Below are 26,167 nucleotides of genomic sequence, written 5' to 3'. Positions count from 1 at the left end.
TCAGCAGCGCTGGGGCGCAGCCGGCGGCAAAGCCAGCGCTGGCCGCAGCGGCAGCACCTGCAGCGCCGGTGCGCGGCCCAGATACGTCGCCTGCCAGGCCGGCGGCAGGCTGGCGGCGGCCTGCTGCATCCAGGCCAGGGTGCGTTCCGCAAGGGTCTGGGCCAGCTCGGGCGCTGAAGCGTGAAGTGCAGCGCTCAGTTCAGCAGCCACGCGGGGCCACGGGTCCATCGCCTGCCGGCCGGCGGCCAGGTCGGTCCAGGCCAGCCGGGCCTGCTCCGCCGCCTCGTCGGCACGGCCGGCGGCGCGCAGCGCAGCCACACGCCGCGCCTGCACCGACAGCCACAGCCCGTGCGCGCCCTGGTCACGCGCCGTCTCGGCCGTCGCGGCCAGCACAGGCAGGATCAACGCCGGCTCACAGCCGGGCTGGGCCGCGGCCAGCAGCCGGGCCCGCAGCGGGAAGTCGTCGAACGCGGCCACCTGCTCGATGATGCTGGCCGCCGCGCGGCGGTGGGCGGCCGTGCCAGCGCCCACACCCAGCCCCAGCAAGGCCGCCGCCGTGGCCGCCTGATCGGCGGCGCTCAGGCCGCTTCGGCGCTGCAGCGCACGCAGGCCCTGCAGCGCCAGGTCGCGCCGGCCCAACTCGTGCAGCAGGCCGGCATGGCGGCGCCAGGCGCTGGGCTCGAAGCGCAAGCGGCCCTGGCTGCATAAGGCCACCGCACGTTCGCTCAGCGCCAGCGCGCTGCCCAGCGCACCGGCCACGGCCTGCACCGTCGATGCCGCCGCCAGGCCGATGGCGCGGACGTTGGCGGCCACACCGTCGCGGTCGTCGTCCTCCAGGGTCCGTGCCGCCCAGGGCTGGGCACGCGCCAGATCGCCCTGCTCCAGTGCATTCATCGCCAGCGTGGCGGCCACGCCTTCGGCCAGGTGGCGGGCCTGCATGGCCTGCGCGGCCTGCAAGGCCTCGGCCAGCCGGGCGTCGGATTCGGCGTAACGGCCGGTGGCCCCGTGCACCAGGCCCAGCGCATGCAACAGGCGAAAGCGGGCGCGGTCGGTGTCCACCAGCGGGCTGTCGGCCGGCATGTGCGCCAGGCGCGGCAGAGCGGCCTCTGCATGGCGGGCGGCGGTCGCGGGTTCCCGGTTGTCCCAGTGGAGCACGGTCAGGCTCCACAACAACTCCACCTCGGCATCGACGCGGCCGGCGCAGCGGGCCAGGTCCAGCGCCTCGGCGGCCAGGCGGCGGGCGCCCACGTCGTCGCCGTCCACCGCCTGCACGAAACACTGCGAGCAGGCCAGCGCAGCGCGCTGCCCGTCGTCAACGGCCAGCGCGGCCAACCGTTCCAGCCAGGGCCTCAGTCGCGGGTCGTCGCCATGCTCGGACAGCACCGAACAGGCCCGCAGCAGCGTCTCGAAGGCGGCAGCGCGCTGCCCGGCGGCCTCTTGCAGGCTGGCCGCCTGCTCGAAGCAGAGAGCCGCCACCTGCGGCTGCCAGGCCGCGAGGGCATGCCGGCCGGCGGCCAGCAGGGCCGGCACCGCCCGCGCCGGCATGCCGGCGGCCAGCCAGTGGTCCGCCACCCGTGCCGGCACGCCGCCACGGGCCTCCAGTGCCTGCGCAATCTCGGCATGCAGCGGCGGCGCCAGCGCCGCCGGCACCGAGGCCAGGGCGGCCTCGGCGATCAGGTCATGGGCGAAGCAGCCGTCGCGCAGCACATGGGCCGCTTCCAGCGCCGTCCAGGCATCGGCCAGATCCAGCGGATGCAAGCCCAGCACCGTGGCGGCCAGCGCCGCGTCGAAGTCCTGGCCGGCCACGGCGGCGCAGCGAACCAGCTTGCGGGCCAGCGGGTCCAGACGATCCAGCCGCTGCTGGACGTGGCGCAGCAGGCTGCCGGCCTGTGGCCAGGGCGCGCCCGGCGCCTGCTGACTGGCCTGGGCCAGCTTCAGCGTCTCCAGCAGGAACAACGGGTTGCCGCCGGTGTGGCGCCACAGGCTGTGGGCCTGCTCCGGCATGGCCAGACCGGGCAGGTCCACATCGGCCAGCAGCGCCGTGACAGCGCCGATGTCCAGCGGCACCAGGTCGATCACGCTGCATCGGCTGCTGGCGCGCAGCCGGTCCAGCACGGGTTGGGCCGCATCCGGCAGCTCGGCCGGGCGTTGGGCCAGCACCCAGGCCGGGCCGTCGGCACCGGCCAAGGGCAGCAGCAGGCTCAGGCTGGCGGCGTCGGCGAACTGCAGATCGTCCAGCGCCAGGGCCTGCAGGCCGGGCGCCCGCGTCAACAGCGCCTGCAGCACCAGGGCCAGGCGGTCGCGCTGGTCGGCCCGCGGCGGCGTGCCCAGCTCGGGCAGCACGCGGGCCAGCACCGCCTGTTCGCCTGGCGCCAGCACGGCGCCCGGGCGCTGCAGCCAGGCCCGCAGCCAGCGTGCCAGCAGCGCATGGGGCACGCCGGCATCGCCGGGGCGGGCGCACACCACCAGCATGGCCGGGCCCAGTTCATCGGCCAGATCGGCGATGAGCCGCGACTTGCCCAGCCCGGCCTCGCCCCGCAGCAGCAGCACGTGGCCCAGCGTCGTGGCCGTGGAGCGCAGCGCCTGCAGCTCGGCCTCACGGCCTACCAGTCGCGGCGGTCGCAGCACCGCAGCCGGCAGCGCCTGCAGGGCGGCAGGGCGGGCTGCCTCCAGCGTGCGCAGCAGGGCCAGCGTCTCGGCGCTGGGCCGGGCGCCGAGCTCATGCTTGAGCACCTGCTCGCAATCGTCAAAAGCACGCAGCGCTGCGGCACGGTCGCCGGCCAGATAGTGAAGGCGGATCAACCGACGGTGAGCGTCCTCGGACAGCGCGTCCAGCGCCAGCATTTCGCGGACGTGGAGGCGGGCGCCGTCCCAGTCGCGGGCGGCCTCGGCCATGTCGGCCAGCTCGGCCAGGGCCTGGCGCATGCGGGCGCGCCTGTCATGGCGCTGCTGGGCCAGCCAGCCGTCGATCTCACCGCCCGTGCCGGGGTCCAGGCCGGCCAGCACGTCGTCGGCAGCGGCCAGGTCATGGCCGATGCCGGCAGCCAGGCTCAGAACGGCCTGGCCTTCCACCACCGCCAGACCAAGCTGCCGGCGCAACTGGAACAAGCGCTGGCGCAGCACATTGCGGGCGGCGGCGGCATCGGCCAGCGGCCACAGCAGCAGGGCGAGGCGGCTGCGGGGCGTGGCGCCTTCGATGGCCAGCCAGGTCAGCAGCAGGGCATCGCGCGGGGCCAGCGCCATGCGACGGCCATCGGGCCAGCAGAGGGCTGGCGCGGCGGCCAGCTGGAGCGTTGCGACAGGCGCCAACATCGCTCGATGTTACGGGCCGCCGGCCCTGCCCTGGTGACACGCACTCACTCTCAGGCCGGCTTGAACACCACGAACACCTTGCGCAGCGTTTCGGTGACTTCCCAGACACCGGTCGTGTGGGCCGGGAAAAACAAAGTGTCGCCCGCTCGGATCTCGATGGGCTGGCCCTCGGTGGGCGTGAAGCGGCAGGCGCCGGCCAGGATGTGCATGACCTCAGCCTGGGCCAGCTGGCGCTCGAAGCGGCCCGGCTCGCATTGCCAGACGCCGGTGCCATGGCCCTCGGCGCCGGGCAGCGGCACGTCGATGCCGCTGAGCCGGCACGGCGGCTGGCTCAGCGGGCGGGCCGGTGTGCCCTGGTCTTCGAAGCCGCCCAGCTGGGCGGTCTGGTGCAGCACGGTGATGCCGCGCGGGGTGGTGGTGATCGTGGAAGTGGTCATGGGTTCATCGGGCCGCACCGCCCAGCGCCCGCTCGGCCACCTTGGTGAACCAGCGCACGCCCAGCGGCAGGGCCTCGTCGTTGAAGTCGTAATGGGGGTGGTGCAGCGGATGGCTGGGGCGGGTGTCGCCGGGTGCACGGCCCTGGCCCAGCCACAGGTAGGCGCCGGGCCGGCGCTGCAGCATGAAAGCGAAGTCTTCGGACGTGAAGGCCGGACGCGGCGCCACGCTGGCCTGCAGGCCGATGGCCTCGGCCGCCTGCAGCGCCAGCGCCGCTTCGGCCTCGGTGTTGAGCGTGGCCGGGTAGTAGCGCAGGTAGTTCACCTCGGCCTGCACGCCGTGGCCCAGCGCCACGCCGGCCGCCACGTCGCGCAGCGCGGCCTCGATGCGGTCCTGCGACACCGCGTCGAAGCTGCGCACGGTGCCGGTGATGCGCACCTCGGCCGGCAGCACGTTGTGGCTGTGGCCGCCTTCCACGCGCGTGACCGACAGCACCGCGGATTCGGCCGGGTCGATGCGCCGCGCCACGATGGTGTTGAGCTGCATCACCAGCGCGCTGGCGGCCAGCAGCGCATCGGGCGTGCGGTGCGGCTGGGCCGCATGGCCGCCCTGGCCGCGCAGCGTGATGTCGAAGCGATCGGCCGCCGCCATGATGGGGCCGGGCCGCGTCTGCGCCTGGCCCAGCGGCAGCTCGGGCCAGTTGTGCAGCGCATAGACCGCGTCGCACGGAAAGCGCTCGAACAGGCCCTGCTCCACCATCACGCGCGCGCCGCCCTGCCCTTCTTCGGCGGGCTGGAAGATGAAGTGCACCGTGCCGTCGAAGCGGCGGGTGCGCGCCAGTTGCCGTGCCGCACCGAGCAGCATGCTGGTGTGACCGTCATGGCCGCAGCCATGGTGCGCACCGGCATGGCAGCTCTTCCAGGGCTGGCTGCCCAGCGCCAGCATCGGCAGCGCATCCATGTCGGCGCGCAGGCCCACGCTGCGCGGGCTGCTGCCGCAACGCAGCGTGCCCACCACACCGGTACCCGCGAGCCCTTCATGCACCTGCAGGCCCAGCAAGCGCAATTGCTGCGCCACCAGGCCGGCGGTGCGGTGCTCCGCGAACGCCAGTTCGGGGTGGGCATGCAGGTCGCGCCGCAGCGCCACCAGGTCGGGCAGCAGGTCGGCGACGTCGTCGGCCGTGGCCGGCAGCGCGGCCAGGCTCAAAGGCCGGCCTCCACCGCATCGGCCAGTTCGGCCAGCGTGCGGTAGTGGTAGTCGGGCCGGGTGATCTCGTCGACCGCGATGGTGCCGCCAAAGCCCTTCTGGCCGGCGCGCCGCTCGATCCAGCAGGTGGCCAGGCCCAGGCGGCGGGCGATGCCGATGTCGTGGTACTGGCTTTGCGCGACGTGCAGGTTCTGCGCCTGGGTGTAGCCCCAGGCGCCTTCATAGCGGCCGCGGGCATAGGCGAAGTAGCGCGGGTCGGGCTTTTCGCACAGCGCGTCGTCGCAGCTGAGCAGCAGGTCGAAGGGGTGGCCCAGCGTGGCGTCGAAGTGCGCCAGCGCCCAGCGCTGGGCATTGGTCATGGTCACCAGCTTGAAATGCCGGCGCAGGCGCTGCAGCGCCTCGGGCGCATCGGCGAAGGCCGGCCAGTGCGGCACCGAATCGCCCAGGCCCTGGGCCAGCGCATCGGTGTCGGGCAGGCCCAGCTGCGGCGCGATCTGGTGCCACACGCGCACCAGATCGTCGGGGTAGGCGATCACGTCGGGGCTGCCGCGCGAACGGCGGTAGGCCGCCAGGAAGTCGTCGTCGGTGACGGCGGCTTCGGGCACTGCGGCCCGCAGGTAGTCGAGCATGCCGCGCTCGAAGTCGATCAAGGTGCCGACGACGTCGAAGGTGAGGACCTTGAACTGGCTGAGGACCATGGAAAGCTCCGTGTGAGGGGATGGGGAGAAAGGTGCGGCTCAAGCCGCCTGCGGCGCCTGCCGCTGGCGGGCGAGGTACTGGCCGGGCGTCATGCCGCACAGCTGCTTGAAGTGGCGCGACAGGTGGCTCTGGTCGTAGAAGCCGGCCTGCGCCGCGGCGGTGGCCACGGCCTCGCCGCGGTCGAGCAGGCGCTGCGCGCGCTGCACCCGCAGCGCGCAGATGTAGCGCCGCGGCGAGGCGCCGGTGTGGCGGCGGAACACGGTGGCCAAGCGCCACACGCTCAGGCCGGCGCGGTGGGCCAGCTCGTCCAGCGGCAGCCGCTCGTCCAGGTGGGCATGGATGTAGGCCACGGTGGTGCCGACGGCGGGCGGCATCTGTGTGGGCGGCAAGGCAGGCATGCAGGACATGGCGCCAGCTTAGTTTTGGCACCCCCGGAGCGCGTACCGAATGCGCCCTGCCCAGCGGCAAGGCCTGCGGTTGTCGCCCGGCCGGCGGCAGATTCTGCGGCTGCGTGCGGCCTCGCCCGGCCGCGGGGTGCCGGGGCCCTGGTTCAGTGCATGGCGGCGGCGCGCGGGCGCAGTCGCTTCAGTTCAGGCCCAGGCTGGCCATCAGCTCGGCCGTGCCCACGGCCACGTGGCTGTCGTCGCGGGTGAGCAAGGGGCCATGGCGCACCGTCAGCCCGGCTTCCAGGCACAGCGGCAGCGCGCCGGCCATGTCCCAGGCCTTGACCTGGGGCTGCACATGGCCGTCCAGGCGGCCGATGGCGGCCAGCGCCATCGCGGTGGCGGTCGAGCGGTAGATCTCCACCACCCAGCCCGCCTCGCGCATCTGGCGGTAGGCGCGCATCACGTCTTCGGCCTGCGGGTGCGAGTCGCCCAGCGAAGCCAGCTTCACCTCATCGAAGCGCACCTGGCGCGTGCTGCGCTCGCCGTTCACATACAGGCCCTGGCCGCGCTGCGCCGCGATGCTCAGGCCCAGCGCCGGCAGCACCACCACGCCGGCCTCCGGCTGGCCGTGCGCCACATGGCCGATGGACACCGCCCACAAAGGCACGCCGCGCAGGAAGTTGGTGGTGCCGTCGATGGGGTCGATGATCCAGCAGCTCTCGGACAGCTCGCCGCCCTGCTCTTCGCCGAACACCGCCTCGCCCGGAAACTCGAGCGCCAGCTGGTCGCGGATCAGCTGCTCCACCCGCTCGTCGATCTCGGAGACGAAATCCTGCGCCTGCTTGGCGCGTGCCGAGAAGCCGTCGCGGGCCTGGTAGGCGTCCAGCGCCAGTTGCGCGGCGGCACGGGCGATGCGCTGGAGCGCGGGCAGTCTGGAAGAAGCGGTCATGGGGAAAAGGCAGCAACGATGTCGGTACCCGCGAGCCCACGGCCCGCGGCGGCCGGCATTGTGCGCGCAGCCGTGGCCTGACCCGCCGTGCGTGGCTCAGCCGGGGTCAGGCACCAGCCGCTGCGCCCCGCTGCCCTGCTGCGCGCACTGGTCATCGGGGTTGTAGAGGGCACAGGCCCGCAGCGACAGGCAGCCGCAGCCGATGCAGCCGTCGAGCCGGTCGCGCAGCGCCACCAGCGCGGCAATGCGGGCCTCCAGCTGCTGGCGCCAGCGGGCCGACAGCCGCGCCCAGTCGGCCTTGGTGGGCGTGCGCTGGTCGGGCAGCGCCGACAAGGCTTCGGCGATCTCGGCCAGGCCCACGCCCAGCTGCTGCGCGGCGCGGATGAAGGCCACGCGCCGCAGCATCGCCCGTGCATACCGGCGCTGGTTGCCGGCGCTGCGCTGCGCCTGGATCAGGCCGCGCGACTCGTAATAGTGCAGCGCCGAGACGGCGACGCCGGTGCGGACGGCCAGCTCGCCCACCGTCAACGGAGATACTGCGGATGCCATCGCTTGACCTCAAGTTCACTTGAGGTCTTACTGTAGCGGCTCATTCACTTGCCAGGCCACCGATGCACGACACGACGATGGGCACGCTGCCCGAGGAACCCTTGTTGGCCCGCGGCCGGCGCGCGGCCTGCCTGGGCGCGGTGCTGCTGGTCTCGATGCTGGCCTTCGAGGCCATGGCCGTGGCCGCGGTGATGCCGGCGATCGCGTCCGACCTGGGCGGTGATGCCCAGTACGCGCTGGCCTTTGGCGGCATGCTGGCCGCCTCGGTGGTGGGCATGGTGCTGGCCGGCTGGATCGCCACGCCGCGGCCCGCGTTGCGCCCGGCCTGGCGGGCGCTGGAGCCGCACCTGCAGGGCGCCCGCGCCGCCAGCGCGCTGGGCATGTGGGTGTTCGGCGCCGGGCTGCTGCTGGCCGGCACCGCCATGCAGATGGGCGTGCTGGTGGCGGGCCGCATCGTGCAGGGGCTGGGCAGCGGGCTGCTGAGCGTGGCCTTGTACGTGGGCATGGGGCAGCTGGTGCCCAAGCCCCTGCACCCACGGCTGTTTGCGCTGTTTGCCGCCGCCTGGGTGCTGCCCGGCCTGGTGGGCCCCACGCTGGCGGCAGCGCTGGCCACCCACCTGGGCTGGCGCTCGGTGTTCCTGGTGGTGGCGGCGGCGGTGCCCGTCACGGCGCTGATGCTGATCCCGGCGCTGGCCCGCCTGCCGCAGCCGGCAGCGGCCGGTGGCGCTTCAGCGCGGGTGCTGGGCTGGGCGCTGCTGGCGGCACTGGGCGCCTTCCTGCTGCATGCGGCGGGCAGCTTCCACCGGCTGGACCTGACGCTGGCCACGCTGGGCGCGGGCGCGGCGCTGGCGCTGTTTGCGGCCGGCCGCCTGCTGCCGCCGGGCAGCCGCGTGGCCGCGCCCGGCCTGCCCGCGGTGATCGCGCTGCGGGGCCTGCTGGCCGCGGGCTTTGCCACCGCCGAAGCCTTCGTGCCGCTGTACCTGACGCGGGCCCAGGGCTGGAGCCTGGCGCAGGCCGGGCTGGCGCTCAGCATCGGCGCGGTGGCCTGGAGCGCCGGCAGCACGCTGCAGTCGCGGCTGCAGCGCGAGGCCCTGCGGCAGCAGGCGCTGGGCGCCGGCTTTGCGCTGGTGGCGCTGGGCATCGGCATCGCCGCCTTGCCGGCGCTGCTGGGCTGGCCGGCCCCGGTGCTGCTGGCCGGCTGGTTGATGGCGGGCTTCGGCATCGGCATCGCGTTTCCGATGCTGTCGGTGCTGACGCTGCGGCTGTCGCCCGCGGCCGAACAAGGGCGCAACGCCTCGGCCCTGCAGCTGTGCGACGCGCTGTGCAGCAGCGCCGCGCTGGCAGCGGCGGGCTGGGTGTTCAGCCACAGTGGCGCCTCCACGGCCGGTGGCTTCATCGGCGTGATGGCGATCGCGGCGACACTGCCGGCGCTGGGCGCGCTGCTGTCGCGGCGCACCGCCCGCGGCGGCGCGCACGCCCATTGCCCTGAAGACCGCGTGGCGCCAACATCGGCCACTTCACCAGGAGACACGACATGAAGCTTTACCTCGCCCCCGGCGCCTGCAGCCTGGCCGCCCACATTGCATTGCACGAAGCCGGCATCGACTTCGACCGCATCACCGTCGACCTGCGTGCCAAGCGCACCGAGGACGGCGCCGACTTCACCAGCATCAACCCCAAGGGCTATGTGCCCACGCTGGTGCTGGACGACGGCAGCACGCTGACCGAGAACGTTGCGCTGCTCGACTGGATCGCCCAGCGCAGCGGCAAGCCGCTGCCCGGCGGCGAGCTGGGGCGCACCCGGCTGCTGGAAATGCTGGCCTTCATCTCCACCGAAGTGCACAAGCAGTTCGGCCGCCTGTTCTTCCCGACCAGCGACGCCGAGAAGACCGCCGCGCTGGACAAGGTGGCCCAGCGGCTGCAGTACCTGGCCGGTCAGCTCAAGGGCGACTACCTCTTCGGCAACGAGATGTCGGTGGCCGACGCCTACCTGTACGTGATGCTGCGCTGGGCCGACGGCAAGGGCGCCACCGTGCCGGCCGCGCTGCAGACCTACCGCCAGCGGCTGGAAGCACGGCCGGCGGTGCAGCTGGCGCTGCGGCACGAAGGCCTCGACGCGAAGTGAGCCGCCCGCAGGAGGGCACTCGCCCAGCCACTCACTAAGGCACGAACACCACCGCCGGCAAGGCGGTGAACAGCACCGCTACGGTGGCGATGGCCACCGCGCCCTGGGCGAAGCGGTGGCTGAAGCCCACCACCCCGCCCTGGCCGGCCAGGCGTTGCACCCGCTGGTAGTGCCAGCCCATGGCGGCCAGCGCCAGCGCGGTGAAGGCCCAGGCCATCCGGTTGGCCACCGGGCCATGAGGCCAGATCTCCACCGCCGCCCAGCACAGCAGGAAGTGCACGAACCAGATGCTGAAGGCGGTGAGGATCATGCCGCGCACCGGCGCGAGTGCGTTGGGGCTCATGCACCCCCCCATGGCACCAGGCGCGGCAGCAGCAGGCCGGCGGTGCCTTCCATCGCGGCGTAGAGGAAGTACACGCGCAAGGCCTCCAGTGTCTTGTTGGCCGGCCCCGGCGCCAGCCCGCGCACCCAGCGCGCCAGGTAGAACAGGGCCGACAGCAGCACCGACACGACGATGCAACCATGCCAGGCCATCATCGCGTAGACGGTGGCGCCCTGGCCGCTGGCGTCCCCCCGCAGGCCGGACTGCCACCAGTGCCACAGGTCCACGCCCAGCGCGCCCGCCAGGCACAGCGCGCTCAGGCTCATCGCCAGCGCGCTGAGGCCGGCGCCACGCTCGAAGCGGGCCATCAACGGCCGCGCGGCATAGGCCAGGCCGCCAGCCGCGGCCAGCAGGGCCAGGCCGGGCACCAACGCATCCAGCGGCGCGGCCACGCGCCAGGCCTCGGGGTGGGCGTTGAACAGGTACAGGTACGCGAACATCGCCATCACGAAGATGGTGCCCAGCACCACGTCCAGCAGCACCGCGGCCCACCAGCCATGCGCCTGCGGCCCGGCCACGTAGGTGGGCAGCCGCACGCCGCCGCCCACGTCCACCTCGGCCTGCGGCAGGTGGCGGTCGTTGTCCCACAGCCAGCGCATCAGGCCGACGACGGCCAGCACCGCGCACACGCCGCTGAGCACCAGGGCCTTGACGGTGAGCAGCAGGAAAAAACCCGCGGTGAACACCGCCGCCAGGAAGGGCCACCACGACGGGCCGGGCATGATCTGCAGGTACTGCGGCTCGGCCTGCAGCGGGCTGGTGACCAGCGTCTCGCGCTGGCCGGTGGCGCTGCCCGGCAGGAAGTAGCGGCCCGCCTCCACATCGGCCGCCAGCCGCGGGTGGGCCCACAGCGGCTCCAGGTCGCGCACGATGGGGATGGAACGCACCGAGTAGTTGCCCGCGGGCAGCCACTCCAGCGTGCCGCCGTTGAACACGTTGCCCACCTCTTCTTCACCCGGCCTGGGCTGGCAGGCATAGCAGCGCACCGCGTCGATGACGAACAGCAGCGCACCCGCCGCCATGATGAAGGCGCCGACGGTGGAGATGATGTTGGGCAGCTCCCACAGGCGGCCCGGCAGGTAGGTGTGCACCCGCCGCGGCATGCCCATCAGCCCCACCAGGTGCATCGGCAGGAAGCACACGTGCACGCCGATGAACATGAGCCAGAACACCCAGCGGCCCCAGCGCTCGGACAGCCGGCGGCCGTTGATCATCGGCGTCCAGTAGTAGAAGCCGGCGAACAGCGGGAACAACATGCCGCCGATGAGCACGTAGTGGAAGTGCGCCACCACGAAGTAGGTGTCGTGCGCCTGGCCGTCGAAGGCCACCATGCCCACCATCACGCCGGTGAGCCCCCCCATCACGAAGATGAGGATGCCGCCCACCACGAACAGCCCCGGCACGTGGCGCTGCACCTTGCCCGAGGCCAGCGTGGCGATCCACGCGAACACCTGCGCCCCGGCCGGGATGGCCACCGCCATCGACGCCGCCGAGAAGTAGCCCGCCGCCAGCCCCGGCATGCCCACGGTGAACATGTGGTGCGCCCACACACCGAAGCTGATGAAGCCGGTGGCGATCATCGCCAGCACCACCACCTCGTGGCCCACCAGCCGCTTCTGCGCGATGGTGACCACCATGGTGGACACCATGGCCGATGCGGGGATGAAGATGATGTAGACGTCGGGGTGGCCGAAGAACCAGAACAGGTGCTGGTACAGCAGCGGATCGCCGCCACGGGTGGCATCGAACAGCGGCCAGTTGAACGCGCGTTCCAGCTCCAGCAGCAGCGTCACCAGGATCATCGACGGGAAGGCCAGCAGGATCATCACGCCGAAGATCAGCACCGCCCAGGCATACACCGGCATGCGGGCCAGCGACATGCCGGGCGCGCGGGTGCGCAGCACGCCCACCACCAGCTCGATGGCGCCGGCGATGGCGCTGATCTCGATGAAGCCGATGCCCAGCAGCCAGAAGTCGGCATTGATGCCCTTGGAGTACACGCCCGAGCTGAGCGGCGGGTACATGAACCAGCCGTCCGACGGCGCCAGGCTGAAGAACACCGAGCCGAAGAACACCGTGCCGCCGATGGCATAGGTCCAGTACGAATAGGCCGACAGGCGCGGGAACGGCAGGTCGCGCGCAGCCAGCATCTGCGGCAGCAGCATCACCGCGATGGCCTCGATGGCGGGCACCGCGAACAGGAACATCATCACCGAGCCGTGCATCGTGAACAGCTGGTTGTAGGTTTCCTGCGGCACGATGCCGGCCAGCGGCGCCGTCAGCTGCACCCGCATCACCAGCGCCAGCACGCCCGCGCCCAGGAAGAAGGCGAAGGCAGTGACGATGAAGATGAAGCCGATGAAGTTGTTGTTGACGTCGGTGAGCTTGCGGATGCCGGTGGGCGGCTCCCACACCTTTTCCAGCGTCTCCAGCTCGCCTTCAGGCCGCTCGCCGCTGGTGGGAAAGCGCTCGTACAGGCGGCGGTCGAAGGCGGTTTCCGACGGCTCGGCCGCCGCGCCCGGGAGTGCGGCCTGCGTCACCGCAGCGACTCCATGTAGGCGGCCAGCGCATGCAGCTCGGCCGCGGGCAGCGAGCGGTAGGCCGGCATGCGGTTGTTGGGCTTGATGGACTGGCTGTCACCGATCCAGCCCACCAGCGTGCCCCGGTTGTTGGGCAGGATGCCCGCACCCAGGGAGCTGCGAGAGCCCACGAAGCTGAGGTCGGGGCCGGCCAGGCCTTGGGCCTCGGTGCCCGCCACCCGGTGGCAGGCGGCGCAGCCCACTTCGTTGAAGAGCCTGGCTCCGCGCTGCACCTCGGTGTCGCCAGCGGGGACCGCCGGGCGCGGCGCGCGGCGGGCCGCCAGCCAGCGCTCCCAGTCTGCCGGTGCATGCGCCACCACCACGAAGCCCATCAGCGAATGGGCACCGCCGCAGAACTCGGCGCACTGGCCGCCGTAGCTGCCGGGCTGGTCGGCCTGCAGCCGCAGCTGGTTGGTGCGGCCGGGGATCATGTCCATCTTGCCGCCCAGCTTGGGCACCCAGAAGCTGTGGATCACGTCCTCCGACACCATGTCGATGAGCACCGGCCGGCCGGTGGGGATGTGCAGCTCATTGGCGTCGGCCATGTATTCCTTGCCTTGCGCATCGAGGTAGGACACCCGCCACCAGTAGATGTTGCCGGACACGCGCATGCGCAGCTCGTCGCCGGTGGTGCGCGTGGTGCTGGCCACCAGCAGGGTGCCGCCGGCCAGCAGCACCGCCAGGATGCCCGACGGGATGATGAGCCCCAGCCACTTGACCACCCGCTCGCCACCCAGGCGGGCGCGCAGGCCGTCGCTGCCGTACAGCGCCACCCACATGGCGGCACACACGAAGAGGAAGATCAGCGTGACCATGGCCAGCAGCACCCAGGCCAGCGTGGTGACGCTGTTGGACAGCGGCCCCTGCGGGTCGAGCACGGGCGGGGGCCAGCCGCGCAGCGCTTCAGCGAGCGCCGAGCTGGACGAGATAGGCTGTGACATCGCGGGCATCCTGGTCGGACATCGGGAAAGCGGGCATGGCGGTGCCGGGCACGAGGGACGGCGCATCGCGCACGAAGGCCATCAGCACGCCGGGCTGGTTGGGCAGTTGGCCGGCGATGAGCCCCTGACGCCCGAAGTGCTCGAGCGAAGGACCCAGCCCGCCGCGGGGCCACTGCACGTCGGGGAAGGCATGGCAAGCGGTGCACCCGTGCTGGATGACGAGCTGGCGGCCACGCTGCACGCTGGCATCGCCCAGCGAAGGCGTGCGGTCGGGCGGGCCGTCGCAGGCGGCCAGCAGGCTGCTGGCCAGCAGCATCAGCCCCACGCTTGACCGGCGTTTGCTCGCCAGGGAAGATGACCCGCAGCCGATGTCCAACAGCATTCCCCCCTCACCCATCCAACGCCCCCGGCATACCCGCCTGGTATGGGCCTTGGCACTTGTCTTGCCCGCATGGGGCTGCACCGATCGCATGGCGCCCAGCGCCGACCGTTTCGGCCGCGGCGGTGAACTCATCGCGATGAGCGGTGGCGAAGGCGGGGCGCGTTATGCCTGCGTCACCTGCCATGGCGCGCGGGGTGAAGGCAACGGCTTCGATGCACCGCGCCTGGCCGGCCTGCCCGCGGGCTACCTGCAAAAGCAGATGGAAGACTTCGCCGCCGGCCTGCGCCCGCATGCGGTGATGCGCGACGTGGCCCGCTTCCTGGACAGCGACGAGCGGGTGCAGGTCTCGGCCTTTTATGCCGCGCTGCCACCCGTGGGCCTGCCGCCGGCCACCACGGCGCCGGTGGAGCCGGCTGCCGCGGCCTTGTATGCCCGCGCCTGCCAGAGCTGCCACGGCGTGGACGGCGTGGGTGCGGCCGGCGGCCCGCCGCTGCAGGCGCAGCCCGCCTTCTACCTGACGCAGCAGCTGCAGGACTGGCAGACCTCGAAGCGGCGCAACGACGGCGACCATGCGATGTTGAAGGTGGCGCAGCAACTGGGGGCCGACGAGGTCAGGCAGCTGAGCCTTCATCTGTCGACGATCCCAGCACGCCCGGCATCTCCGGCCCGTTGAGGTCGAGCATCGACGGCAGCACCTTGTCCTTCATCACCAGGTAGTGCAGCACGGCAGCGCCCGCATGGCCGGGGATGGCCAGCGTGGTGATCCACACGATCCACAGGTGCGCCTTCGCGGCCCACTGCATCAGCGTGTGCTGCAGGCCTTCCGACAACTGGTCGAACGGCAGGTTGGGAAAGGGCACGATGCCCGCGATGGACAGCGGCAAGTCGCCCGGCAGCGTGGACCACATCACCCAGCCGCTGATCGGCAGTGCGAAGAAGCTGACGTAGAACCAGTTCTGCAGCAGCCGGCTGGCCCGGCCCTGGAACGAGTCTTCCTCGACATTCTTCGGCCCGCTGATCTGGCTGCGCCAGAAAAACCGCAGCGAGCCCAGCGCCATGATGGTCAGGCCGATCTCGGCATGCGTCTGGTAGCCCAGCAGCTTGTCGCCACCGGCGGGCAGCCAGGCCAGGTACCAGCCGTAGCCCAGCTGGAAGAACATCAACGCCGCCATCAGCCAATGGAAGCCGACGCCGATGGGTGAGTACAGGCCGCGGCGGTTGTAGCCCTCGGCCCACTCGATCAGCGAGACCAGGTTCATGCCGCGTCAGCCGTCAGAGCGCGCGGGCGCTCGGCCCGCAGCCAGCGCCAGCCGATCCACACCGCCGCCAGCAGGTAGGCGATGCTGCCCGGTGCCCACATCACGATGCCGGCCAGTTGCTGGTCTTCCAGCGGCGAGAAGCCCCAGCTCAGGCTGGAGGCGAAGTGCGGCTCGTACAGCGGCCGCGCCGCGAAGGTGATCAGCGCGCCCAGCAGGCCCATCAGCACCGTGGTCACCAGGATGGCGGCCAGCGCGCGCATCGGGTCGCTGCGGTTGACGGCCAGCCAGAACCACGTCGCGCTGCCCAGCAGGCTGAGCTGCATCAGCGCATACACCGCATGCGACGACATCGCCGCGGCATACGGCCCGGGCACGTGCCAGGTCCAGAAGGCCACGGCCGCCACCGCGGTGCACAGCCACAGTGGCACCGGCAGCCGCCGCAGCCAGGGCGCCAGGCCATGCGCCATCAAGGGCGCCACCACCAGCACCAGGGCCATGTGGTGCACCACCCGCACGGTGAAAAACGCCGAGCTGAGCGCGCACAGCGGCGAGACGTAGAGCAGCACCGCCGCGCCCCAGGCCCAGCGCAGCGACCGCCGCTGGCCCGGCGTGGCCGCCTTCAGCCCGCGCCAGGGCAGCCACAGCGCGGCCGCGGCCAGCAGCAGGCCGACCCACAGCACGGGATCGAGGTTCCAGCGGCTCAGCCAGAACTCGGGGGTCGGCGCCTCACCGCAGTAAGGTATCCACGTGCGTGCATCCGGCATGGATCGAAGGCGCCTGGGCGCAAGGGTCGGGCATCAGGGGCCGCCGCGCCTGCCTCGGCCGGCGGATGAATGCCGCGACTGTGCTGCAGTTTGTGAACGCCGTGCGTCGGACAGCGCCGCATATTGCAACGCTGCCGGGGTTCAGGCGGACCTCAGCCGCGCGCGGCCTGGCGGCGGCGCACCAGCAGGCCGATGGCACCCAGGCCGCCCAGCATCAGCGCATAGGTCTCGGGCTCGGGCACCGGCGCCATGGCCGTGCCCACGTACTGCAGCTGCCCGCGGATGGCCCCGGCCGGGAAGCTGGCGTTGTGCAGGTTGACGTAGAAGCTGGTGGGGTTCATCGGCGTGATCGACGCCAGGTCGGCGTCGTACAGGCGTGAGCCGGTGAGGCTGCCCGAAAAGTCGACGATGACCGGGCCGTTGACGCCGGCCGCTGCAGCGTGGATGTGCGCGCCGGTGAGCGGCAGCTCGATGTTGTTGGCCATGATGGACCACGACACGGTGAGCGCCGCGTTGTCGATCAGCACCGTCGCCACGCCAAAGCCGTCGGTGTCGCCACCGCCCGTCTCGTTGCTGCCGTACAGGAACGCGGTGTAGGTGTCGATGGATGCCAGCGCGGGCGTGGCCATGAACGGCGCGATCAGGATCGCCGCGCAAAGGACAGACTTCTTGATCATCACGGGGCTCCGAACGAGGTGGACAAGGGGACGTTGATCGTGCGAACCCACCGCCATGCCCGCAAGTGGCAGCACACCCCTGGAACCAAGGGCCTCGGCCCACGCGCGGCGCCCCAGGTGTAACCAGGGCCGGGATCACCGGCCGAGCGCCGCCTTCAGATGTTCGGCAAACGCATGCGCGATGACGGGCAGCTGCCGGCCGCGCAGGCCGGCCAGCACCAGGCGGCCATGCGGGAAGTGGCGGTCTTCCAGCGGGCGGGCCACCAGCGCGCCGCCGTCTTCCACGGTGCCGATGGCGATCTGGAACGACACCGCCTGGCCGTGGTACAGGCAGCCGCGCAAAAACTCGAAGGAGTTGCTCTCCACCACCGGGCGTAGCTTGACCGAGCTGCGCACCAGGAACTTCTCCAGCAGCTGGCGGCCGCCGATGTCGCGGTTGGGCAGCACCAGCGGGTAGTCGGCGCAGTCACGCACACGCACGCTGGCCCGCGCCGCCAGCGGATGGTCGCGGTGCATCACCGCCTGCAGCCGTTGTTCGTACTCGGCCAGCACCTCGATGTCGGCTTCGGGCGCCAGGTTGAACACCAGGGCGAGGTCGGCCTCGAAGGCGCGCAGCGCTTCCAGCGCATGCAGGTGGTCGCCGATGCGCACCTGGTGCACGGCCAGCGGATGCGCCTGCCGGAAGCTGGCCACCACCTGCGGCAGGAAGGCCGGCGCCAGCGCCTGGCTGGCCACCAGGCTCACACGGCCGCGGCGCAGGCCCTTCAATTCCTCGATCTGCGAGCGCACCTCGTCCAGCTCGGCGGTGCGGCCACGGATGTAGCGCACGAAGAGCTCGCCCGCCGCCGTCAGCCGCATGCCGCGCGGCAGGCGCTCGAAGATGGGCGTGCCCAGTTCATCTTCCAGATCCAGGATGCGGCGGTTGACGGCCGAGGGCGCCACATGCAGCCGCTCGGCCGCCTGGCGGATGGAGCCGGCGCGTGCCACCTCGTCGACGTAGCGCAGGAAACGCAGGTGATTCATGCGCCGCCGTGCAGCAGGTTCAGTGCCATGCGGCGCCGTGCGACCGTAGCCGAAACGGCATCGGTGCGTGAACACGGGTGCCCGAAATGGCAACAGCGCGCACCAGGAACAGGCCTGTCACGGGCTGGCGCGGAACCAGATCGGGGCGCGCCCGCCGCGCCGGCGCCGCAGGCTGGCATGCCCAGGCGTTCGCCGGCATCGCCCGGCCCCCTCGCCTGCCGGGCCATCGGCCACCACCCTGCCACGCGCCAGCCCAATGCCCGCGCGGGCCGGCGCCATACCGTTGCCGATACGGCAACACCGCTGGCTCGAAAAGGCAGGCTTTCAGCACGCTGAAAACGCGTTTCCGGCACGGGCGGTGCAAGCCACCGCGTCATCCACGATGACGGAGCCTGACCCGTGCTGTTGACCCGCCGCCCCACGCCCTGCACCCCCGACACGAGCCGCCTGCGCGCCACGCTGCGCCGCTGGGTCACGGCCACCACGCTGGCCACGCTGGGTCTGGCCGCCCAGGCGCAGACCACGCCGCTGAAGTTCGTGCTCGACTGGAAGCTGCAAGGCGTGCACGCCTGGTACTACCTGGCGCAGGAGCGCGGCTACTTCGCCAAGGAAAAGATCGACCTGCAGATCGACACCGGCGACGGCTCGGCCAATGCCGTCACCAAGGTGATGGCCGGCAGCTACCAGGCCGGTTTCGGCGACATCAACGCCATCATCCAGAACGCTGCCACCCGCCCGGCCGGCAGCGTGCCGGTGATGGTGTACATGGTCTACAACCGCGCGCCCTTCGCCATCATGGTCAAGGCGGGCAGCCCCATCAAAAGCCTGAAGGATCTGCAGGGCCGCACCATCGGCTCGCCGGCCGGCGGCGCCGCGATGAAGATGTTCCCGGCGCTGGCCGAGTTGAACGGCATCGACGCCGGCAAGGTGACCTGGAGCCACATGGCGCCCAACCTGCAGGAGCAGATGCTGCTGACCGACCAGGTGGAGGCCTCGGCGGTGTTCTCGGTCACCAGCTACCTGAACCTGGTGGGCCAGCGCATCGACCCCGACAAGGACATCCGCTGGTTCCACTACGCGGACCACGGCATTGCGCTGTATGGCAACGGCGTGCTGGTGTCGCCCACGCTGCTGAAGGACAAGCCCCAGGTGGTGGCCGGCCTGGTGCGCGCCATCCACCAGGGTGTGCGCGATGCGGTGGCCGACCCCGATGCCGCCATCGAAGCGCTGGCCAGGCAGGAGCCACTGATCAACAAGTCGCTGGAGAAGCGGCGCCTGCTGTACGCGCTGCGCCAGGTGGTGATCACGCCCGAGACACAGCGCATCGGCGTGGGCGACGTGCTGGATGAACGCCTGGCCAAGGCCATCGGCCAGGTGCAGCAGGCCTTCGACCTGCCGCGTGCACCGGCCCCGGCCGAGGTGTTCGACCGCCGCTTCCTGCCGCCGCTGGCCGAACGCCAGCTGACGCTGAAATGAGCCCCGCCCGCACGCGCCGCTACGGCGCCAGCGCCGCCACGGCCTGGACGGGATCGCGCGAGGCCGTGAGCCTGGTGCGCCCGCCGGTGCCGCCGCGGCCGGTGCGGCTGGCCACGCACACCGACGTGGTGGAGCTGGACGTGCACCGCAGCGCGCTGGTGGTGGTGGACATGCAAAACGACTTCTGCCACCCCAAAGGCTGGTTCGCGCAGAAGGGCGTGAGCATGCGCGCCACCCGCAAGCCCATCCCGGTGCTGACCGAGTTGCTGCCGGCCTGGCGCCATGCCGGCGGCCGCGTGGTGTGGCTCAACTGGGGCGTGCGCCCCGATGCGGCCAACCTGAGCCCGGTGCTCCAGTACAAGGCCATGCGCCCCGATGCCGATGGCCGGCAGGGCGTGGGCTATGCCCAGGCCTCGCCGCTGGACCACGGGCCCAGCGTGGTGGCCGGCAGCTGGGGCGCGCAGGTGGTGGCCGAGCTGCCGGTGGCCGCCGGCGACCTGAGCGTGTTCAAGCACCGCCTCAGCGGCTTCTGGGACAACGAGCTGGACAGCCTGCTGCGCCAGCAAGGCATCACCACGCTGCTGTTCGGCGGTGTCAACACCGACCGCTGCGTCTTCGCCAGCCTGCAGGACGCCAGCTTCCTGGGCTACGACTGCGTGCTGCTGAAGGACGCCTGCGGCACGCCCTCGCCCGCCTACGTCACGCGGGCCATCCATTTCCTGGTCGACAAGCTGCACGGCTTCGTCGGCACCGCCGAAGCGCTGATCCCGGCCCTGACGGCCAGCGCCGCGCTGCATCCCGCTCCTGCCATTTCCTCATCGAAGAAGGACACCCGATGAACACCTCCCGCCGTCTGGCGACGCTGGCCCTGGCCAGCCTGGCCGCCACCATCGCCCTGCTGCCCCTGGGCGCGCAGGCCCAGACCACCAAGATCAAGATGGTGCTGAACTGGAAGTACGAAGGCCCGCAGGCCTGGTTCTTCCTGGCGCAGGACAAGGGCTACTTCAAGGCCGAAGGGCTGGACGTGGAGATCGACCAGGGCGAGGGCTCGGCCGCCTCCATCCCCAAGGTGGCCTCGGGCGCCTACCAGGCCGGCTTCGGCGACCTCAACGCCGTGATCGACCTGGCCACCAAGCGCCCGGCCGAAGCGCCGGTGGGCGTGTACATGCTCTACAACACGCCGCCCTTCACCATCGTGGTGAAACAGGACAGCCCCATCAAGGGCCCGGCCGACCTGGAAGGCAAGACCGTGGGCGGCCCCGCCAACGACGGCGCGCTCAAGCTGTTCCCGGCCTTCGCCAAGCTGGCGAAGCTGGACGCCACCAAGGTGAAGATCACCAACATGGCGCCCAACCTGCGTGAGCAGATGCTGGCGCGCGACCAGGTGGACGCCACCTTCGGCTACGTGACCACCGTGAGCTTCAGCGCCAAGGCCATGGGCATGGACCCGGCCAAGGACCTGCGCTTCATCCGCTACGGCGCGCACGGCATGGACCTGTACAGCAACGCGGTGTTCTTCTCGCGCCCCTTCGTGAAGGACAACCCGCAGGCCGTGGCCGGCTTCGTGAAGGCGCTCAACCGAGCCATTGCCGACGTGATCGCCAACCCCGACGCCGGCATCGACGCGGTGATGAAGCGCGAGCCGCTGCTCAAGCGCGAGGTGGAGAAGGAGCGCCTGCTGGCCACGCTGCGCAACGACATGAGCCACCCCGAGGTGGCCCGCATTGGCCTGGGTGACGTGGACGACAAGCGCCTGGCCCGCGGCATCGAGATCCTGGTCGATGCCAACCAGCTGGCCCGCACGCCCGCCTCTGCCGAGGTGTTCGACCGCAGCTTCCTGCCGCCGCGCGAGCAACGGCCCGCCAAGCTGTTCTGAGCCCGCCCTTCAACGCCCTGCACCGAGACCCCCCCAATGAACCTGAACCTGAAGAACAAGGTGGCCGTGATCACCGGCCCCGCCAAGGGCATGGGCCGCGCCGTGACGCTGGCCTTTGCCGAAGAAGGCTGCCAGCTGGTGCTGGCCGGCCGCGACACCCGTGCCATCGAACCGGTGGCCGCGGAGGCCCGCGCGCTGGGCGTGCAGGCCATCGTGGTGGCCTGCGACCTGGTGGACGCCACGCAGACCGAAGCCCTGGCCCGCCATGCGCTGGAGCAGTTCGGCCGGATCGACATCCTGGTGAACGTGGCCGGCGGCTCCGGCCCCATCGGCAAGACCGGCTGGGAGACCACGGCCGACGAGTTCAACGACATCGTCGAGCTGAACATGACCGGCTGCTTCAACACCATGCATGCGGTGCTGCCGGCAATGATCCGGCAGCGCGGCGGCAAGATCGTCAACGTGGGCGGCACCTTCGGCATGCGCGGGCGCGCGGGCCGGGTGGCCTATTCAGCCTCGAAGTGGGGCCTGCGCGGCCTCACCAAGAGCATGGCGCTGGAAGCCGGCGCCCACAACATCAACGTCAACTGCGTGGCCCCGGGCATGGTCGATGGCCCGCGCTTTCGCGAGAAGGTGTGCGCCAACATGGCCGCCAAGCTGGGCATCACGCTGGAAGAGGCGATGCAGCGCCATGCCGACGACTACGCGCTCAAGCGCGTGACGCTGGATGCCGACGTGGCCAACGCCTGCCTCTTCATGGCCAGCGACGTGTCGCGGCAGATCACCGGTGTCGACCTGCCGGTCGACGGCGGCTGGGCGATGCTGTGAGGAGCGGCCGAGCATGAGCAACGCAGACCTCGTCATCCGCGGCGGCCGCATCGTCTCGCCCGAGCAGATCGTCGATGCTTCCATCGCCATCGAAGGCGGCCGCATCGTGGCCATCGGCCACGACGACCTGATGCCCTCGGCCCGCGAAGAGCTGCGCGCCGACGGACAGTACCTGCTGCCCGGCGCCATCGACAGCCACGTGCACTTCCGCGACCCCGGCTATCCGCACAAGGAAACCTGGAAGACCGGCTCCGCCGCCGCGGCCTGCGGCGGCGTGACCACGGTGTTCGAGATGCCCAACACCAACCCGCCCACCGGCACGCTGGAAGCCCTGCGGCTGAAGCAGAAGGCGGCCGAGGCCTCCTACGTGGACTACGGCATCCACGGCCTGCTGGGCGACGACACGATAGACCGGCTGGAAGCCCTGCTGGAAGCGGGCGTGACCAGCTTCAAGGCCTTCGTCGGCAACACCTTCGGCAACCTGCCCGCGCCCAGCGACGGCGCGCTGCTGGAGGGCTTCGAGAAGCTGGCGCCGCTGGGCATCCGCACCGTGGTGCATGCTGAGAACTCGTCCATCATGGCGCGCCGCCAGCACCGGCTGGAAGCCGCCGGCCGCATCGACCCGCTGGCCCACCTGGCGTCACGCCCGGCAGTGGCCGAGATCGAGGCCATCGGCCGCGTGCTGACGCTGGCCGAGTGGACCGGCGCCCGGGTGCACATCGCCCACCACAGCGCGGCCGATTCCCTCTTCGTGCTGCGCGCGGCCAAGCTGCGTGGCGTGGACGTGACGGTGGAAACCTGCCCGCAGTACCTGCTGCTCAACACCCGCGACATGCTGGGCCTGGGCGGCATCCTGCGGCTGAACCCGCCCATCCGCGAAGAGCGCCACAACCAGCCGCTGTGGGACGCGCTGATGGACGGCACCATCGACATGATCGCCACCGACCATGCGCCGCACAGCCCCGAGGAGAAGACGCGCGAGAGCATCTGGCAATGCGACTGCGGCTTTCCCGGGGTGGAAACCCAGATGCCGCTGATGCTGACCGAGGTGAACCGCCAGCGCGCTACGCTGATGGACTACGTGAAGTGGAGCGCTGCCGCCCCCGCCAAGGCCTGGGGCCTGTACGGCACCAAGGGTGTGCTGGCCGTGGGCGCGCATGCCGACATCGCGGTGGTGGACATGGACCGCCGCGCGGTGCTGTCGCAGGGGCGTCTGCAGTCGATCAGCAAGATCTCGCCGTGGAACGGCCGCAGCGTGCACGGTGCGCCCATCCACACCCTGGTGCGCGGCCGCTTCGTGATGCGCGACGGCCGGCTGGTCACCGAAGCCTCGGGCTGGGGCCAGCCGGTCAAGCCGGTGCAGCGCATGCCCACGCCGCGCCCGCGCAACACCGAGCACTACACCAGCGCCGTGCTGCAGACGCCGGCCGGCGTGCCGCCCACCGCGGTGCCCACCGACCCGGGCGCCTTCGAAGGCACGGGCTTCGCGCGCGGCATCACGAAGGAGGCGGCATGAGCGGCGTTCAGGGCGGCCCGGCGCGCCAGCAACGCGTGGGCGTGCACCGCATCGCCTGCAGCGGCCCGGGCGACCTGTCGGGGGTGCAGGCCTTGGTCGACGCCGGCACGTTGGTGCCCGCCGACATCGTCGCGGTGATGGGCAAGACCGAAGGCAACGGCTGCGTCAACGACCACACGCGCGAGTACGCCAGCATGGCCTGGAGCCAGCTGCTGGCGCCGCACCTGGGCTGCACGCCGGCACAGGCCGCCCAGCGCGTGGCGCTGGTGATGTCGGGCGGCACCGAGGGTGTGCTGTCACCGCACTTCACCGTGTTCACCCGCCGCTGGCTGGAAGGGGTCGCGCCTCGCGCTGAAGGTGCGCCGCGCCTGGTGATCGGCACCGCGCACACCCGCGACTTCGCGCCGCACGAACTGGGCCGCATGCCGCAGATCGAAGCCACTGCGCAGGCGGTGCGGGCGGCCATGGCCGAGGCCGGCATCCAGCGCGTGCAGGACGTGCACTTCGTGCAGGTGAAATGCCCGCTGCTCACCTCGGCCAGGGTGCAGCAGGCGCTGGCCGAAGGGCACGAGCCCCGCACCCGCGACACCTATGAATCGATGGGCTATTCGCGCGGCGCTTCGGCCCTGGGCGTGGCGCTGGCGCTGGACGAAGTGCCCGCCGACCGGGTGGACGATGCCGCTGTGCTGCGCGACTGGTCGCTCTTCTCGGGCCGTGCCTCGGCCTCAGCCGGCATCGAGCTGGACCACAACGTGGTGATCGTGCTGGGCGAAGCCGCCGGCGCCGCTTCACCGTACCGCATCGCCCACACGGTGATGCGCGATGCGGTGGACGCGGCCGCGGTGCGCACGCTGCTGCGCGAGCGCTTCGACCTGGACATGGACCGCGACACGGACCCTGACGCAGGCCGGCTGGTGAACCTGCTGGCCAAGGCCGAGGCCAGCCCCGACGGCCTGGTGCGCGGCCAGCGCCACACCATGCTCAACGACTCCGACATCAATGCCACGCGCCATGCGCGGGCGGCGGTGGGCGGCGTGCTGGCGTCCATCGCCGGGCACAGCGCGCTGTACGTCTCGGGCGGTGCCGAGCACCAGGGCCCGGCCGGCGGTGGCCCGGTGGCCGCCATCCTGCAACTGAAGGACGCCGCATGACCCAACCCTTCATCGACCTGGCCGACGTGACGGTGCGCTACGGCGCACAGGCCAATGCCACGCTGGCGCTGGACCGCACCAACCTGCGCATCGCGCAGGGTGACTTCGTGGCGCTGGTGGGCCCCAGCGGCTGCGGCAAGTCCACCATCCTCAAGCTGGTGGCCGGGCTGTTGCAGCCCAGCTCGGGCGGGCTGATCGTGGGCGGCCGCGAAAGCCCCAGCAGCCAGCAGTCGGGCAAGACGCGCATCGGCCTGGCCTTCCAGAACCCGACGATGCTGCCGTGGCTGAGCATCCGCGACAACGTGATGATCCCGCTGAAGATCGTCGAGCCCTTCCGCCAGCACTATGCGAAGAAAAAGCGCGGCGAATACGCCGAGCGCGCCGAGGCGCTGCTGGCCCAGGTGGGGCTGAAGGGCTTTGGCGACAAGCGGCCCTGGCAGCTGTCGGGCGGCATGCTGCAGCGGGCCTCCTTGTGCCGCGCGCTGATCCATGAGCCGCAGCTGCTGCTGCTCGACGAGCCCTTCGGCGCGCTCGATTCCTTCACCCGCGAAGAGCTGTGGTCGCTGACCCAGCAGCTGTGGATGGACAAGCGGCCCACGGTGCTGCTGGTCACGCACGACCTGCGCGAAGCCGCCTACCTGGCCACGCGCATCTGCGTGATGAGCTCGCGCCCCGGCCGCATCCTGGAAGACCGCGCAGTGCCTTTTGCGCGACCCCGCACGCTGGCCATGAGCTACGCGCCCGAGGTGTCGGCGCTGGTGCAGGAGCTGCGCCTGCGCATCGCCGAAGCGCGCACCGCGGCCGATGCGGCGCAGAACGTCATCGCCCTGGAAGAAAGGAAGGCGGCATGAACGAGTCCACGCCCAAGATCTCGCCACGCATGCGGCAACGGCTGCTGTCGGCCTCGGCCCTGGTCGGCTTCTTCGTGTTGTGGGAGCTGGTGTGCGTGGCCAGCGGCATCAGCGACCTGGTGCTGCCGCGGCCCAGCCAGATCCTGCAGGTGCTGCTGGAGAAGATGCCGCTGCTGTGGCCGCACACGCTGCAGACGCTCTACACCACGCTGGTGGGCTTTGCGCTGGGGGTGGCGGTGGGCATCGTGCTGGGGCTGCTGATCGGCTCATCGCGCACCGCCTACGACGTGGCCTATCCGCTGCTGGTGGGCTTTTCCAGCATCCCCAAGGTGGCGGTGGTGCCCATCTTCGTGGTGTGGTTCGGCGCGGGCACGGTGCCGGCCATCCTCACCTCGCTGGTCATCAGCATCTTTCCGGTGGTGGTGAACGTGGCCACCGGCCTGGCCAGCACCGAGCCCGAGTTGGAAGACGTGCTGCGCGTGCTGGGCGCGCGCAAGCGCGACATCCTGTGGAACGTGGCCTTGCCACGTGCGCTGCCCTACCTGTTCGCCTCGCTCAAGATCGCGATCACGCTGGCCTTCGTGGGCACGGTGCTGGCCGAGACGGTGGCGGCCAACAAGGGCATCGGCACGGTCATGATGATCGCCAGCGGCAACTTCGACGTGCCCATGGTGTTCGCGGGTCTGCTGATCCTGGCGGTGCTGGGCGTGGCGCTGTATGCGCTGTCTTCGCTGCTGGAACGCCGCATGACCGGCTGGGCCCAGCGCAAGACCGACCTGGGCATGGCTTCCTGATACGGTG

At 71.3% G+C, this 26,167-nt stretch carries 26 protein-coding genes; 11 read left to right on the top strand and 15 right to left on the bottom strand.

What is annotated here, in order from left to right:
- The 7 genes from MW290_RS21355 to soxR all read right to left on the bottom strand — a co-directional run bounded on the left by MW290_RS21355 (position 1) and on the right by soxR (position 7,536).
- Positions 1–3,312, bottom strand: a complete 3,312-nt coding sequence (locus MW290_RS21355; protein WP_250199685.1) for an ATP-binding protein — start codon at positions 3,310–3,312, stop codon at positions 1–3.
- A gap of 50 nt (positions 3,313–3,362) precedes the next feature.
- The gene (locus tag MW290_RS21350) at positions 3,363–3,749 is read right to left on the bottom strand and encodes a cupin domain-containing protein (protein ID WP_250199684.1); all 387 of its coding nucleotides are present in this window, start codon (positions 3,747–3,749) and stop codon (positions 3,363–3,365) included.
- A gap of 4 nt (positions 3,750–3,753) precedes the next feature.
- Entirely contained in the window at positions 3,754–4,953 is a 1,200-nt protein-coding gene (locus MW290_RS21345; RefSeq protein WP_250199683.1) for a M20 aminoacylase family protein, read from the bottom strand.
- Positions 4,950–5,651: an HAD-IA family hydrolase gene (locus MW290_RS21340; RefSeq protein ID WP_250199682.1), complete on the bottom strand. Its 702-nt coding sequence runs from the start codon at positions 5,649–5,651 to the stop codon at positions 4,950–4,952. Before MW290_RS21340 ends, MW290_RS21345 begins: the two co-directional genes overlap by 4 nt.
- 39 nt (positions 5,652–5,690) lie before the next feature.
- Positions 5,691–6,059 (bottom strand): helix-turn-helix domain-containing protein, encoded by a 369-nt coding sequence (locus MW290_RS21335; RefSeq protein ID WP_250199681.1) that lies wholly within the window; start codon positions 6,057–6,059, stop codon positions 5,691–5,693.
- A 178-nt stretch (positions 6,060–6,237) separates the two neighbouring features.
- Positions 6,238–6,987, bottom strand: a complete 750-nt coding sequence (locus tag MW290_RS21330; protein ID WP_250199680.1) for an inositol monophosphatase family protein — start codon at positions 6,985–6,987, stop codon at positions 6,238–6,240.
- A 96-nt stretch (positions 6,988–7,083) separates the two neighbouring features.
- Entirely contained in the window at positions 7,084–7,536 is a 453-nt protein-coding gene (gene soxR / locus MW290_RS21325) for a redox-sensitive transcriptional activator SoxR (protein WP_250199679.1), read from the bottom strand.
- A 62-nt stretch (positions 7,537–7,598) separates the two neighbouring features.
- On the opposite strand from soxR, the gene MW290_RS21320 reads away from it, so the two are divergent.
- Both MW290_RS21320 and MW290_RS21315 read left to right on the top strand, forming a co-directional pair.
- Positions 7,599–9,074 (top strand): MFS transporter, encoded by a 1,476-nt coding sequence (locus tag MW290_RS21320; protein WP_250199678.1) that lies wholly within the window; start codon positions 7,599–7,601, stop codon positions 9,072–9,074.
- Positions 9,071–9,661, top strand: coding sequence for a glutathione binding-like protein (locus MW290_RS21315; RefSeq protein WP_250199677.1), 591 nt, complete (start codon positions 9,071–9,073; stop codon positions 9,659–9,661). The genes MW290_RS21320 and MW290_RS21315 overlap by 4 nt, the downstream gene beginning before the upstream one ends.
- A gap of 34 nt (positions 9,662–9,695) precedes the next feature.
- Here the strand turns inward: MW290_RS21315 and MW290_RS21310 are convergent, their stop codons facing one another.
- From MW290_RS21310 to MW290_RS21295, 4 genes are read right to left on the bottom strand one after another with little or no spacing between them, the layout of a single operon-like run.
- Entirely contained in the window at positions 9,696–10,004 is a 309-nt protein-coding gene (locus tag MW290_RS21310) for a hypothetical protein (RefSeq protein ID WP_250199676.1), read from the bottom strand.
- The gene (locus MW290_RS21305) at positions 10,001–12,583 is read right to left on the bottom strand and encodes a cbb3-type cytochrome c oxidase subunit I (RefSeq protein ID WP_250199675.1); all 2,583 of its coding nucleotides are present in this window, start codon (positions 12,581–12,583) and stop codon (positions 10,001–10,003) included. Before MW290_RS21305 ends, MW290_RS21310 begins: the two co-directional genes overlap by 4 nt.
- Positions 12,580–13,563, bottom strand: coding sequence for a cytochrome c oxidase subunit II (gene coxB, locus MW290_RS21300; RefSeq protein WP_250199674.1), 984 nt, complete (start codon positions 13,561–13,563; stop codon positions 12,580–12,582). Before coxB ends, MW290_RS21305 begins: the two co-directional genes overlap by 4 nt.
- Positions 13,526–13,945, bottom strand: a complete 420-nt coding sequence (locus MW290_RS21295; RefSeq protein ID WP_250199673.1) for a c-type cytochrome — start codon at positions 13,943–13,945, stop codon at positions 13,526–13,528. The genes coxB and MW290_RS21295 overlap by 38 nt, the downstream gene beginning before the upstream one ends.
- 88 nt (positions 13,946–14,033) lie before the next feature.
- Between MW290_RS21295 and MW290_RS21290 the strand changes: the two genes are divergently transcribed.
- A complete protein-coding gene (locus MW290_RS21290) occupies positions 14,034–14,618 on the top strand; it encodes a c-type cytochrome (RefSeq protein ID WP_250199672.1) in 585 nt (194 codons plus the stop codon).
- On the opposite strand, the gene MW290_RS21285 is transcribed toward MW290_RS21290, so the two are convergent.
- From MW290_RS21285 to MW290_RS21270, 4 genes are all read right to left on the bottom strand, one after another.
- Complete coding sequence (locus MW290_RS21285; protein ID WP_250199671.1) at positions 14,557–15,204, bottom strand: cytochrome b; 648 nt, start codon at positions 15,202–15,204, stop codon at positions 14,557–14,559. The two genes, MW290_RS21290 and MW290_RS21285, sit on opposite strands and share 62 nt — an antisense overlap.
- Entirely contained in the window at positions 15,201–15,968 is a 768-nt protein-coding gene (locus MW290_RS21280; protein WP_250199670.1) for a cytochrome c oxidase assembly protein, read from the bottom strand. The genes MW290_RS21285 and MW290_RS21280 overlap by 4 nt, the downstream gene beginning before the upstream one ends.
- A gap of 152 nt (positions 15,969–16,120) precedes the next feature.
- Positions 16,121–16,645, bottom strand: coding sequence for a CHRD domain-containing protein (locus MW290_RS21275; protein WP_250199669.1), 525 nt, complete (start codon positions 16,643–16,645; stop codon positions 16,121–16,123).
- 135 nt (positions 16,646–16,780) lie between these two features.
- Positions 16,781–17,668: a LysR family transcriptional regulator gene (locus MW290_RS21270; protein WP_250199668.1), complete on the bottom strand. Its 888-nt coding sequence runs from the start codon at positions 17,666–17,668 to the stop codon at positions 16,781–16,783.
- A gap of 399 nt (positions 17,669–18,067) precedes the next feature.
- On the opposite strand from MW290_RS21270, the gene MW290_RS21265 reads away from it, so the two are divergent.
- The 8 genes from MW290_RS21265 to MW290_RS21230 are packed head-to-tail and all read left to right on the top strand — an operon-like array spanning position 18,068 to position 26,160.
- Positions 18,068–19,144, top strand: coding sequence for an ABC transporter substrate-binding protein (locus MW290_RS21265; RefSeq protein ID WP_250199667.1), 1,077 nt, complete (start codon positions 18,068–18,070; stop codon positions 19,142–19,144).
- On the top strand, positions 19,141–19,983 hold the full coding sequence (locus MW290_RS21260) for a cysteine hydrolase family protein (RefSeq protein ID WP_250199666.1): 843 nt from the start codon (positions 19,141–19,143) through the stop codon (positions 19,981–19,983). The genes MW290_RS21265 and MW290_RS21260 overlap by 4 nt, the downstream gene beginning before the upstream one ends.
- A complete protein-coding gene (locus tag MW290_RS21255) occupies positions 19,980–21,020 on the top strand; it encodes an ABC transporter substrate-binding protein (protein ID WP_250199665.1) in 1,041 nt (346 codons plus the stop codon). The genes MW290_RS21260 and MW290_RS21255 overlap by 4 nt, the downstream gene beginning before the upstream one ends.
- Before the next feature lie 36 nt (positions 21,021–21,056).
- Positions 21,057–21,848, top strand: coding sequence for an SDR family NAD(P)-dependent oxidoreductase (locus MW290_RS21250; protein WP_250199664.1), 792 nt, complete (start codon positions 21,057–21,059; stop codon positions 21,846–21,848).
- 13 nt (positions 21,849–21,861) lie between these two features.
- On the top strand, positions 21,862–23,364 hold the full coding sequence (allB, locus tag MW290_RS21245) for an allantoinase AllB (RefSeq protein WP_250199663.1): 1,503 nt from the start codon (positions 21,862–21,864) through the stop codon (positions 23,362–23,364).
- Positions 23,361–24,515, top strand: coding sequence for a cyanuric acid amidohydrolase (gene atzD / locus MW290_RS21240; protein WP_250199662.1), 1,155 nt, complete (start codon positions 23,361–23,363; stop codon positions 24,513–24,515). Before allB ends, atzD begins: the two co-directional genes overlap by 4 nt.
- On the top strand, positions 24,512–25,366 hold the full coding sequence (locus MW290_RS21235; RefSeq protein WP_250199661.1) for an ABC transporter ATP-binding protein: 855 nt from the start codon (positions 24,512–24,514) through the stop codon (positions 25,364–25,366). Before atzD ends, MW290_RS21235 begins: the two co-directional genes overlap by 4 nt.
- Positions 25,363–26,160 carry an ABC transporter permease gene (locus MW290_RS21230; protein WP_250199660.1) on the top strand — a complete coding sequence of 266 codons (798 nt, stop codon included), beginning with the start codon at positions 25,363–25,365 and terminating at the stop codon, positions 26,158–26,160. The genes MW290_RS21235 and MW290_RS21230 overlap by 4 nt, the downstream gene beginning before the upstream one ends.
- Positions 26,161–26,167 lie beyond the last annotated feature (7 nt).

Origin of the sequence: Aquincola tertiaricarbonis (genome assembly GCF_023573145.1) — a bacterium.
In the GTDB taxonomy this organism is placed as follows: Bacteria; Pseudomonadota; Gammaproteobacteria; order Burkholderiales; family Burkholderiaceae_C; genus Aquincola; species Aquincola tertiaricarbonis_B.
Note: the sequence above shows the minus strand (reverse complement) of the source record. Positions and strands in the feature narration are given on the sequence as shown.